Source organism: Oceanobacillus kimchii X50 (assembly GCF_000340475.1).
GTDB lineage: Bacteria > Bacillota > Bacilli > Bacillales > Amphibacillaceae > Oceanobacillus > Oceanobacillus kimchii.
Genome location: NZ_CM001792.1, coordinates 2,985,410 through 2,998,216, shown reverse-complemented (window position 1 = coordinate 2,998,216; position 12,807 = coordinate 2,985,410). Strand labels below are relative to the sequence as shown.

Here is a 12,807-nt window from a genome sequence, read left to right as displayed (position 1 = left end):
GACATCAAGAGTTTATGATATTCATATTGTAGTTCCATCAAATCTGATATATCATATACCAAAAGGTGGATTTTTTAGAGGGGGTTGCTATGAAGCGAGAAATTATTTTATATAAATCTATTCCAAATGATCTGCTGGAACAATTGACAAATTACTTTATCGTCCATCAGCATCAGCATAAATCAGAAATGGATGATTACTTTATTAGTGATTTACAGCGTGTAGAGGGTATTATCGGATCTAAATTACGGGTTGATCAGCAGCTTCTAGTTCAAGCACCTCGTTTAAAAATTGTCACTAATATGTCGGTTGGTTATGATAATTTGGATATAGAAGAGCTGACAAAAAGAGGTATTATGGCAACGAATACTCCGGATGTTTTAACAGATACAGTTGCAGATATGGTACTTGGATTGTTGTTAGCCGCATCTAGAAGAATCTGTGAATTGGATCAATATGTGAAGTTAGGCAGATGGGATGAAAATATTGGTGAGCATTTATTCGGAGTTGATGTCCATCATAAAACATTGGGAATTATTGGTATGGGGCGAATTGGTTTAGCAATTGCAGAAAGGGCACATTACGGATTTAAAATGAAGATAGTCTATCATAATCGTTCCACCCATTCATATGCAGAAAAAAATCTACAAGCTAATTATGCTTCCTTAGAAGAGCTTTTAAAAGTTTCCGATTTTATACTTGTAATGGCACCTTTAGTTCCTGAAACAGTCAAATTAATCGGTGAGAAGGAATTTAGCTTAATGAAAGAAACAGCAATTTTTCTAAATGGATCTCGCGGAGAACTTGTGGATGAAACAGCACTTATTCATGCTTTACAATCCAAAAAAATATTGGGAGCTGGTCTAGATGTCTATGAACAAGAGCCGATTTCTAAAGATAGCCCGCTCCTTCAAATGAAAAATGTTGTTACATTGCCGCATATAGGTTCTGCAACCAAGGATACAAGGTATCAAATGGAAAAACTAGCTGTAGAGAATCTTATCAAAGGATTAACTGGGGAAGTACCTCCGAGTCTTATTAATCCAGATGTCCTTAAAAACAACAGTAAAAAGGAGAACGATAGTGATGGATAAAGACATTCAAAAAAAAATAAGTATGCAGTCGCGTTCTGTACGTGATCTAATTTATGACTATTTAAAAGAGGCGATTATTAATGGGGAATATGAGCCTGGTTTTCATTTACGAGAAAGAGAGTTAGCTAAAGCTTTTGAAGTGAGCACAACACCAATTAAAGAGGCATTTCGACTACTTAGCAATGAGGGGTTAGTTAGTACACTATCAAGAAAAGGAACCTTTGTTTCGGATGATATCATGAGCTCAGTCGAAGAGATTGCCCGTGTAAGAGCTGCGTTGGAAGGTGTCGCAGCAAGGTTTGCTGCTATAAAGCGAACAGATGAGGAATTGATCCAATTGGAAGCTATAATTAATCAGATGGAGAATTTCACGAATGAGAATAATCGAGAGAAATTAAACGAATTTAATAGTGAGTTTCATCAATTTATTCGTAAATGTGCGAGAAATGGTTTTATATTTAAACAAGTAGAGTCTGTTCATTCATATGACCAATATATTCGTAAAAAAGCATTATCTAATATAGAAGAGCATGAAAAGGCATTTAAGGAGCATTTTCTTATTTATAAAATGATCGTTGATCAAGATCCAGATGGAGCAGAAAGGGTCATGCGAGAGCATATTATTCGTTCAGCAAAGGTGGCGCTTTATTAAATGACATCCATTAATTGAAAGTGATCGAGAAGAAGTTTTTTTGTTAAAAATTCAGAATAAACTTGACAATAATTCTCTTACTACCTTATAGTTGATATATCAGATATCAATTTAAGGATAGGAGGGAATAAATGAGTAACATAACCATATCGGAAAAGGACTTGCAAAGTTTTTGTCGTGATCTTTTAAAACAAAGTTTGCCTGATGAAGAAGCGAAAGTAATTGCAGAAACATTGGTTGACGCAGATTTGCGTGGGGTTACCTCACATGGTGTACAGCGTGTAGCGGGATATTTAAAAAGGATGGAAGCGGGGATTATCGAGAGAAAGACAAATATTAGTGTAGTTCAGGATTCTTTTGCAACTGCTTTACTTGATGCGAACAATGGTTGGGGACAGGTTGCTGGGGTTAAAGCAATGGATATGGCCATTCAGAAAGCAGCACAATACGGTACTTCGTTCGTAGGTGTTTCAAATTCGAATCATTTTGGAACCGCTTCCTTTTATACGAGAATGGCTGCAGAAAGAGGATTTATCGGAATTTCAATGACTAATGCATCTCCGATTATGGTCCCTTTTGGAGCAAAAGAACCTTCATTGGGTCCAAATCCTATTTCAATTTCGATTCCAGCTGGAGAAGGGCAGAAACCAATTATTTTGGATATGTCAACTAGTAATGTTGCCAGAGGGAAAATTATGGTTGCCAAGAAAAATAAGGATTCCATCCCAGAAGGTTGGGCGATCACTAAAGATGGGAAACAAACAACGGATGCAGATGAAGCTTGGGAAGGATTTGTGCTTCCAATGGGGCCTAAGGGATCTGGCTTAGCAATTATTATTGATATTCTAAGTGGTGTTCTAACTGGTTCATTATTTGGGAAGAGAATCCCGAGACAATATGATGACCCATATCCACAACAATTAGGGCATTTATTCGGTGCGATTAACATTGAAAATTTCGGGGATCCGGAACTTTTTTATCAACATGTATCAGAAAAGATTGAAGAGACTATTTCGAGTGAACCAAGTGAAGGATTTGATCAAGTTTATATGCCTGGAGATATGGAATCACAGCGTAAAAAAGAGTATAAAGAAAATGGTATTCCAATAAGTCAAGAAATTATCAACGAATTAAGAAAGACTGGAGAAAAATATGGGATTGATCTAGAACACTATCTATCCCAAAACAAACAGAGTAAATAGATAGAGATGCGTTTAGTAGCTTAGGCTAGTTTAACGGCCGATTATATTTAAAAGGTAAAGGAGAGAAGCGAATATGGATTATGGAGAATTTAGTAAACGATTCTCAACGATTTCGGGGATAAATATTGTTCCTTTTGTGGAAGGTACGAAAGAAATTGACTGGGAAGGGTTGGATGACAATGTCAACTTTCTTCTTAAAAATGGAATAAAAGTTATTGTTCCAAACGGAAACACTGGTGAATTTTATGCACTGACCATAGAGGAAGCAAATCAGGTAGCAACTAGAGTAACAGAATTAGTAGACGGTCGAGCAACGGTGGTGGCTGGTATTGGTTATTCAGTAGATACTGCTATAGAAATGGGTAAATCTGCAATTGATTCGGGAGCGGATTGTGTGATGATCCATCAACCAGTTCATCCATATATTACAGATGCTGGGGCGGTAGAATATTATAGGAATATTATTGAGGCATTAGATGCTCCATCCATTATTTACTTTAAAGATGCTCATTTAAGTGATGATGTGATTAAAGAGTTAGCTCCATTAAAGAAATTGGTTGGAATCAAATACGCAATTAACGATATTCAACGTGTAACCCAGGTTATTCGTGGTGTACCGAAATCTTCTAATGTTGCATTTATTTGTGGGACAGCGGAGAAATGGGCACCATTTTTCTATCATTCTGGGGCAGTAGGTTTTACTTCAGGATTGGTCAACGTTTTTCCACAAAAGTCATTTGCGTTACTGCAAGCATTAGAAGAAGGGAACCAAGAAAAAATATGGGACATATGGGAAGAAGTTGTTCCATTTGAAGACCTAAGAGCGAAACATAACAATGGCAATAACGTAGTGGTAATTAAAGAGGCGATGGAACAATTAGGTCTAAGAGCTGGTGTAACAAGGGAACCGGTAAATCCTTTATCACAAAATGATAGACTAGAGTTAGAGGAGCTATTAAAAAGCTGGAATATGCAAGAGGTGAGGTGACAACGAATGGAATTTCGAGTATTAGTCCCGCAAAAGATTGCACAAGAAGGAATTAGGTTACTAGAGGAAAATGGTGCTAGTATGGTTGTACCACCTAGCTATGATGAAGCTACACTTGTGAATTATGTAAGAGATGTTGATGCTATTATTGCTAGAACGGAAATATATTCCCACAGGGTGTTAGAAAATGCTAACCGTTTAAAAATTATTGCAAGGCACGGGATAGGTGTGGATAATATTGATGTGAAGGCTGCTACAAAGTACGGTATAAAAGTAACCAATACTCCGTCAGCAAATATAAATGCAGTGGCAGAACTTGTGTTAACCTTTATGCTAGCAAGCACGCGACATTTATTGCCAATTGATGATGCAGTACGTCATGGTAATTTTGATATTCGCAATCGGCTATTTGGTTATGAGTTAAATGGGAAAACGCTCGGGATTATTGGTTTCGGAAATATCGGAAGGCTTATTGCTGAAAAATGTAGGTTAGGATTAGGAATGAATATTGTAGTCTTTGATCCTTATGTGACAGCGGAAGATGTAGAGTTATATGCAAAATTAACAGAATCGTTAGAAGATTTATTGCGAATATCCGATGTAGTTACTTTACATGTACCGTATGTTAGCACTACGCACCATCTTCTCCATAAAGGCTCATTCCAAATGATGAAAAAAGATGCGATATTAATCAATGCGGCTCGTGGTGGTGTCGTAGATGAAAAAGCGCTAGTGGAGGCTTTAATGAACGGAGAAATCAGGGGAGCTTGCGTGGATGTTTTTGAAGAGGAGCCACCAAGAGCAGAGAATCCTTTATTCAAATTGGAGAATGTGATTGTTACACCGCACTTAGGAGCGCAGACTCATGAAGCATTTAAAAAAATGGCAATAGATGCTGCAAATGAAATCATTTCAGTAAAAAATGGGGAAGTCCCAGAACACTTAATTCATCCAGTGACAACATAATTTTTTAATAGGAGAGGATGATAAATGATGAAAATTACGGATCTGGAATTACATGCTGTCGGAATCCCGCGTCATACAGGGTTTGTGAATAAACATGTAATTGTAAGAATTCATACAGACGAAGGGTTAACAGGGATTGGTGAAATGTCGGATTTCTCCCACTTACCCCTTTATTCGGTGGATCTTCATGACTTAAAACAAGGACTCTTGTCCATTCTTTTAGGTAAGAATCCATTTGATCTGATGAAAATTAATAAGGAATTAACCGATCACTTCCCGGAAACGATGTATTACTATGAGAAAGGAAGTTTTATAAGAAACGGGATAGATAATGCATTACATGATTTATGCGCTAAGTACTTAGATATTTCTGTATCGGATTTTCTCGGAGGTAGAGTCAAAGAAAAAATAAAAGTCTGCTATCCGATTTTTAGACATCGGTTCTTAGAGGAAGTAGAAAGTAATCTTGATGTGGTTCGTCAAAAATTGAATCAAGGTTTTGATGTTTTTCGTTTATATGTAGGGAAAAACCTTGATGCTGATGAGGAATTTTTATCTAGGGTGAAAGAAGAATTTGGCTCTAGGGTACGTATCAAATCCTATGATTTTAGTCATCTACTAAATTGGAAAGATGCTCATCGCGCAATCAAACGTCTAACCAAATATGATCTGGGATTAGAAATGATAGAGAGTCCAGCACCAAGGAATGACTTTGATGGTTTGTATCAACTGAGACTAAAAACAGACTATCCAATCAGTGAACATGTCTGGAGTTTTAAACAGCAACAAGAAATGATAAAAAAAGATGCCATTGATATCTTTAATATTTCCCCTGTATTTATTGGTGGACTCACATCTGCTAAAAAAGCAGCGTATGCAGCAGAAGTAGCAAGTAAAGATATAGTTTTAGGAACCACCCAAGAATTATCAGTTGGAACGGCAGCCATGGCTCATCTAGGATGCTCTTTAACAAATATAAATCATACGTCTGATCCTACTGGTCCCGAGCTTTATGTAGGAGATGTAGTTCAAAATAGAGTTACGTATAAAGATGGGTATCTTTATGCTCCAGACCGAACTGTAAAAGGACTTGGCATCGAACTTGATGAATCATTGTTAGCAAAATATCAAGTGCCAGATTTGAGTTGGGATAATGTGTCAGTGCATCAACTTCAAGACCGTACAGCTGATACAACATCTTAAACAGTATAGAGAAGAAAGTCAATCGATGGAATAATTGTTATGTAGATTAGTAGCAGTTTGTTCCATGTGATATTTTATTTTTTATTTGTCCGACAAATGAAGAATATATTTGACTGAAAATACACAATATTATATACTATCCGTAAGAATTTAGGATAGGAGACGAGTTAGTGAGTAGAGATATTAAATTAAAGTCAATTAAAAAGAATACGCTTTCAAGTCTGGTGATGGATGAAATTATCAAACTTTTGATTGATGGAAAAATTAAACCAGGTGATAAGTTACCCTCAGAATATGAATTGATGGAAATGCTTTATGTGAGTAGGGCAGTTCTTAGAGAGGCGTTAAGTGCTCTGGAGACATTAGGTATACTCAAAAGAAAATCGAGAGAGGGCACATATATTTCAGATAAAATTGGTACTCGACCATTCCGCCTTATGTTAGCGTTATCATCCGATGATATTGAAACGATTATTGAGACTAGAATGACGCAGGAACTTGGATTTGTAACACTGGCAGCGGAAAAAATAACAGAGGAAGAGTTACAAAGACTTGAGACCACCATCTATAACATGAGTAATAATATTGGAAATTATGATGAGATGGATAAAGAATTTCACAATATAATTACTTCCTCTGTGATGAACAATGTAACTTCTGGAATTATTGAACCATTAATGGATTTTTTCTACAAAATGTATTACACCATTTCCAAGGAACATCGAAACATAGATATTACCATTCAACAGCATCAAGCAATCTTTGAAGCACTTAAAGATAGAGACCCATTCGAAGCACACCGTGCCATGTATATCCATCTTGATCATGTGCGAAAGCGTGTGAAGTTAGGAAAAATAAATAATGAAGAAAACTAGAGGAGGATTTTTATGAAGAGAAAAGCTCCAACTGGAATATTAGGATTTCCTGTGACGCCGTTTGATAACCAAGGGAATATAGATGAATTAGCATTATCGGAGAATATAAAGTATTTACTTGACTCAGGGTTGGAGGCAATTTTTGTAGCATGTGGTGCTGGCGAATACCATTCACTTGAGAATGGGGAATATGAGTCTATCATTGAAGTTGCTACATCGACGGTAAAAGGACAGGTACCTGTATACACAGGTGTCGGAGGCAATCTTAGTGATGCAGTATACAAAGCTAAAATCTCTGAAAAACATGGTGTGGATGGGTATTTAATTATGCCAGCTTACCTTATTAATGGGGAGCAAGAAGGTATTTATCAGTATGTACATTCCATTGCTACATCTACGGATTTAAATGCTATTGTCTATCAACGAGATAATGTCGTTATGAATTTGGACACTGTAGAAAAATTAGTTGAAATACCACAAATAGTAGGTTTTAAAGATGGACATGGAAGTATGGAACATATTATTGAATTCACACAAAGTATTGGTAACAAAATTGGTTGGTTAAACGGAATGCCAATGGCAGAAGTGACTATGCCTGCTTATATTCCATTAGGATTTGATTCCTATTCATCAGCTATTTCCAACTATATCCCTCATATTTCAAGAAAATTTTACGATGCATTACTGGAGGGGGATGAAACAACGGTTAATGAAATTTACCAAGAAGTCATTCTCCCTATTAATCGAATTCGAAGACAAGGGAAAGGATATGCCATTTCCTTGATAAAGGCAGGCATGGAAATTGTTGGTTTACCTATAAACAGTAATAATGTGCGACCACCTGTAACACCTGTAAAGAAAGAGCATTATGCACAACTGGAGGAAATCCTAAAGAAAGCATTAATTAAATACCCTTCTAATCTAACAAAAAGCCTTTAATAAATCCAATATAGAAAGGAAGATAGATATGTTAAAAACGGATGAACAGTCATACTTGAATTTTATAAATGGGAGATGGAAGTCATCTAAGAGCGGAGAAACGAAGGAAGTCCTTAATCCTGCAGATAGAAATGATGTTGTAGGAATCATTCAACGGTCGACAATCGATGATGTAAATGAGGCTATTACATCTGCAAAAGCAGCAAAAGAAAGTTGGAGGAAATTATCTGGAAATGAAAGAGGAAACTATCTTTATAAGGTTGCAAATATTTTAGAAAATCGTCTGGATGAGGTGGCAGAGACATTAACAAGAGAAATGGGTAAAACTTTGCCGGAAGCTAAAGGTGAAACGGCTAGAGGCGTAGCTATTCTTCGTTACTATGCCGGAGAAGGATTAAGAGAAGTCGGGGATGTCATTCCTTCTACAGATAGTAACGGGATTATGTATACTACACGAACTCCTTTAGGTGTAGTTGGAGTAATTACACCGTGGAACTTCCCAGTAGCTATTCCAATTTGGAAAATAGCTCCGGCCCTAATTTATGGAAATACAGTTGTAATTAAGCCGGCAACAGAGGCAGCAGCTACTGCAGCTAAAGTAATGGAATGTTTTGCTGAAGCAGAGCTTCCTAATGGAGTTATCAATATGGTGACTGGTTCAGGCTCCATTGTTGGAAATAGAATTGCAGAGCATCCTGACGTAAACGGCGTTACCTTTACCGGATCAGACCAAACAGGAAAACATATTGGACAGACTGCTCTAGCTAGAGGAGCAAAATATCAGCTTGAAATGGGTGGGAAGAACCCTGTTATTGTAGCGGACGATGCAGATCTAGATTTAGCTGTTCAGGCTACTATCAGTGGTGGTTTAAGCTCCACTGGTCAAAAATGCACGGCAACAAGTCGTGTAATCGTTCAAAGTTCGGTATATGATGCCTTTAAAGAAAAATTACTAACGCAAATTCAAGCTTTAACGGTTGGTAATGGGTTAGAAGATGGAAATTGGATGGGGCCGAGTGTAAGCGAATCGCAACTGGAAACGGTACTCCACTATATCAAAAAAGGAAAAGAAGAAGGGGCTACCTTGTTAACTGGTGGGAATCGTCTAACAGATGCCGAACATAAGGATGGTAACTTTGTTGAACCAACAGTGTTTGAAGACGTTACAAATGATATGACGATAGCCCAAGAAGAAATCTTTGGGCCAGTACTTGCTCTCATTAAAGTAGAAACTTTTGAAGAAGCTATGAAATTAGCAAATGATACAGAATACGGATTAAGTGCTGCAGTTTTCACGGAAAATATTAGAAAGATGTTAACTTTCATCGATGACATTGAGGTAGGCTTAGTCAGAGTGAATGCAGAAACAGCAGGAGTGGAATTACAGGCACCGTTTGGCGGAATGAAAAGCTCTAGTTCTCACTCAAGAGAACAAGGTAAAGCAGCTATAGAGTTTTTCACTTCGATTAAGACAGTGTTTATTAAATAATTTTTTAGGGGGCTCTGACATAACAACATAACAAGTGGTTGACTCAGGATGAGGAATGTTAACCGATAACTGGATAAAGTATTAGAAATGTAAGTAGATCGGTGGGAGGATGTCTTGGTGAGCCCCTAATGAATGAGGATGTCCGGAGGCTTACCATTCGTCCTTATCATCGAAGTATATTTCTAAAGCGGTTTTAAAAAACCATTCACTTGTAATTCTCTTTTGCAAATCTATTTGTCTAAGCTCTGTTATCTTTAGAATTATTGAAGGGATGAGATAAAATTGCATGAAAATAAGCTAGTGGACCTGTACTCTGCTTTATTCTTAATCGTACTATCCATAGTACTATATACTTCTACATTGTCTTTTAAGCAAATATCGGCGTCGAAAATTGGATCAGATTTTTTACCTCAAGTTGTTGCTATTGCATTGTTTATTCTTAGTGGCATTTTGTTTGTAAGCGCTTTAACTAAATGGAGAAAAGAGAAGAAATTAAAAGAAGAAGTGACAGGTAAACAAAAGGAAGTGAAGGAGAAACTTGATTATACACTAGTTCTCATCTCACTAGTACTAATAGCGGTTTATCTGGTCCTTATTCCGGTTTTAGGATTTCTGCTTTCAACTGCAGGGTATCTATTTATTCAGATTTATTTAATCTCAATGCCTGAAAAGAGAAGCCCTATAAAGTTTGCTATTGTATCAATTATCGTGTCTGTATCTGTTTATTGGGTATTTAAGAATGTATTCTTTCTTATGCTGCCAGCAGGAATTTTAGGATAGGAGGTGTTTGTATGTTTGAAACGATCGTAGAAGGTTTTTCACTTATGTTTTCGTTTGAATCGATATTAATTATCATGGGTGGAGTCATTTTAGGGCTTATCTTTGGTTCTATTCCTGGATTAACAGCAACTATGGCAGTTGCTATTTGTTTACCAATTTCATTTGGGATGGGCCCTAGTAATGGCATGGCGTTATTAATGGGATTATACATAGGAGGGGTTTCTGGGGGAATGATCCCTGCCATTTTGCTGAAACTTCCAGGAACACCTTCTTCCATTTCCACAACTTTTGATGGTTATCCGATGGCTCAAAAAGGGTTAGCTGGTAGAGCATTTGGGCTATCTATCATGTTTTCTTTTCTAGGTGGTTTATTAAGTATTATTATTCTTGTTTTAGTATCACCACCACTAGCAAAATTTGCACTTAACTTTGGGCCATTTGAATACTTTGCGATAACAATTTTCGCTTTAACTCTAATTTCTAGTTTGTCAGAGGGATCACTAGTAAAGGGGCTAATAAGTGCTTTATTAGGTCTTACATTTGCTTTTGTAGGAGCTGCGCCAATTGATTCTTTTCCAAGATATACTTTTGGATTAGAGGCGCTGGATGCAGGTTTTAATTTACTTCCAGTATTAATCGGGCTTTTTGCCATTTCAGAAATGTTAAAAGTAATTGAAGAACGAAAGAAGAGCAAAATAAATCAAGATAAGATTCAAAATTACAAGATTAAAGGCTTAGGATTTTCTCCAATCACTTTTATAAAACAAGCTTGGAATTTCATACGATCTGCATTTATTGGTGTAGGGATCGGTATTTTGCCTGGTATCGGTGGAGGAACTGCAAATATCATCGCCTATGTTACCGCAAAAAGACAATCCAAAAACCCAGAAGAATACGGGAAAGGTATAGATGATGGTGTGGTTGCTTCAGAAACTGCAAATAATGCTGCAGTTGGTGGTGCGCTTGTCCCCTTAATTTCACTTGGAATCCCGGGTGATACAGTTACTGCTATGTTACTTGGTGGGCTCGTTATACATGGTTTGCAACCTGGACCACTACTATTTGAACAAAATGGCCCGATTGTATATGGGATATTTGCTGCATTAATTATAGCGAATATTTTTATGTTGATTTTCTTATACGCAGGTATGAGAGGGTTTGTTCGATTATTGAGTATACCTAGGCATTATCTATATCCTGTTATCATTGCACTTTGTGTAGTTGGAGCTTTTGGTGTAAATAATCGCCTATTCGATGCTTATGCGCTCCTATTCTTTGGGATTATCGGCTACATGATGATAAAAGCAAAATTTCCACTTACTCCTCTTATCTTAGGTTTTATTTTAGGTCCTATATTAGAAGTCAATCTTAGAAGGGGATTACAGTTAACCGGAGGTGACTTTATACCATTCTTAACTTCACCGATAGCTGCAACATTCCTAATAATTTCAGCATTGTCTGTTATCTTTAGTGTCTATAAAATGTACAAATCGAAAAAAGAGGAAGATTCAAACAGTCTAGTAAGTTAATTATAAAAAGAATAAGAAGGAGGATTTTTATGAAAAATAATATCAGAAAATTGGTAATGGTGGGATTTTTGCTACTTGTTATTTTGGTGATGGCAGCTTGTAATTCAAATAACGAAACTGGTGAAGCTGGAGCAGACAGTAGTTCTAAAGACTACCCAAATAAGCCAATTCAAGTGGTAGTACCAGCCGGAGCAGGTGGAGATACAGATAGAAACACACGCATTACAGCTGAATATTTAAGTGAAGAATTAGGAACCGACGTGGTTGTCTCTAATGTTAATGGAGCAGGTGGTACGGTAGGAACAAAACAAGTATTGGATGAGAATTCAGACGGATATACGGTTTTAGCTTTTCATAACTCTCTGATAATTAATAGCTTACTAGAATTAGCTGATTTTAGTTATGAGGATTATGAATTGGCAGGGGCTTCTATTCAAGATTTAGGTAATGCCTTCATTGTACATGCTGAATCAGAATACACAGATCTAGAGTCACTTATAGAAGCAGCTAAGGAGAACCCTGGTGAAATCTCTATCGCAACAGAAACAGGTGCGTTTACACATCTGCAATTACTTGCGTTCCAAGAGGCGACTGGTACACAGTTTAATATTGTAGATGTTGGTGGAGCAGCGGAAAAGGTAAAAGCGTTACTAGGGAAACAAATTGATATAGTTCCAACACAACTAGGGTTAGTACAGGAATACATTAAATCAGGGGACTTTAAAGCATTAGGTATCATGGCAGAAGAACGATTAGAAAATGCACCAGATGTTCCAACATTTAAAGAAGAAGGCGTTGATGTTTCATTTGATAAATTCTTCTTTTGGGCATTTCCTAAAGACACACCTGAAGAGGTTGTAGAAAAATTTTCTAGTGCTTTAGAAAATGTAGCAAATAATCCTGATTTTAAAGCTGAACTAGACCCACATCTTGTAAATGCTGATTATATGTCCCCAGAGGATTTACAATGTCATTTTGAATCATTGACAGAAGAGTATAAAGCTCTACATGAAAATAGTAATGAATAATAATTAGTGCGGACCGTCATGTTCGCATGGCAGTCCTCTTGTTACGTTGGAATATGTATTTA

General features: G+C 36.9%; 12 protein-coding genes. All 12 read left to right on the top strand.

Features of this window, described 5'->3' with window-relative positions; genetic code table 11:
• The first annotated feature begins 89 nt into the window (after positions 1-89).
• The 12 genes from C794_RS15485 to C794_RS15430 all read left to right on the top strand — a co-directional run bounded on the left by C794_RS15485 (position 90) and on the right by C794_RS15430 (position 12,745).
• A complete protein-coding gene (locus C794_RS15485; RefSeq protein WP_017798071.1) occupies positions 90-1,094 on the top strand; it encodes a 2-hydroxyacid dehydrogenase in 1,005 nt (334 codons plus the stop codon).
• The gene (locus tag C794_RS15480) at positions 1,087-1,746 is read left to right on the top strand and encodes a GntR family transcriptional regulator (protein WP_017798070.1); all 660 of its coding nucleotides are present in this window, start codon (positions 1,087-1,089) and stop codon (positions 1,744-1,746) included. Before C794_RS15485 ends, C794_RS15480 begins: the two co-directional genes overlap by 8 nt.
• A 131-nt stretch (positions 1,747-1,877) precedes the next feature.
• A complete protein-coding gene (locus C794_RS15475; RefSeq protein WP_017798069.1) occupies positions 1,878-2,948 on the top strand; it encodes an Ldh family oxidoreductase in 1,071 nt (356 codons plus the stop codon).
• A 73-nt stretch (positions 2,949-3,021) separates the two neighbouring features.
• Positions 3,022-3,936 carry a dihydrodipicolinate synthase family protein gene (locus C794_RS15470; RefSeq protein WP_017798068.1) on the top strand — a complete coding sequence of 305 codons (915 nt, stop codon included), beginning with the start codon at positions 3,022-3,024 and terminating at the stop codon, positions 3,934-3,936.
• A gap of 6 nt (positions 3,937-3,942) precedes the next feature.
• Positions 3,943-4,902, top strand: coding sequence for a hydroxyacid dehydrogenase (locus tag C794_RS15465; RefSeq protein WP_017798067.1), 960 nt, complete (start codon positions 3,943-3,945; stop codon positions 4,900-4,902).
• A 27-nt stretch (positions 4,903-4,929) separates the two neighbouring features.
• A complete protein-coding gene (locus C794_RS15460) occupies positions 4,930-6,105 on the top strand; it encodes a mandelate racemase/muconate lactonizing enzyme family protein (protein WP_026133825.1) in 1,176 nt (391 codons plus the stop codon).
• A 170-nt stretch (positions 6,106-6,275) separates the two neighbouring features.
• Entirely contained in the window at positions 6,276-6,980 is a 705-nt protein-coding gene (locus C794_RS15455) for a FadR/GntR family transcriptional regulator (RefSeq protein ID WP_017798065.1), read from the top strand.
• Between the two features lie 12 nt (positions 6,981-6,992).
• On the top strand, positions 6,993-7,919 hold the full coding sequence (gene kdgD / locus C794_RS15450) for a 5-dehydro-4-deoxyglucarate dehydratase (protein ID WP_017798064.1): 927 nt from the start codon (positions 6,993-6,995) through the stop codon (positions 7,917-7,919).
• A gap of 28 nt (positions 7,920-7,947) precedes the next feature.
• Positions 7,948-9,408, top strand: a complete 1,461-nt coding sequence (gene gucD / locus C794_RS15445; protein WP_017798063.1) for an alpha-ketoglutaric semialdehyde dehydrogenase GucD — start codon at positions 7,948-7,950, stop codon at positions 9,406-9,408.
• Positions 9,409-9,690: 282 nt separating this feature from the next.
• Entirely contained in the window at positions 9,691-10,188 is a 498-nt protein-coding gene (locus C794_RS15440; RefSeq protein WP_017798062.1) for a tripartite tricarboxylate transporter TctB family protein, read from the top strand.
• Between the two features lie 11 nt (positions 10,189-10,199).
• Positions 10,200-11,717 (top strand): tripartite tricarboxylate transporter permease, encoded by a 1,518-nt coding sequence (locus tag C794_RS15435; protein WP_017798061.1) that lies wholly within the window; start codon positions 10,200-10,202, stop codon positions 11,715-11,717.
• Between the two features lie 29 nt (positions 11,718-11,746).
• Positions 11,747-12,745 (top strand): tripartite tricarboxylate transporter substrate binding protein, encoded by a 999-nt coding sequence (locus C794_RS15430; protein WP_017798060.1) that lies wholly within the window; start codon positions 11,747-11,749, stop codon positions 12,743-12,745.
• Positions 12,746-12,807 lie beyond the last annotated feature (62 nt).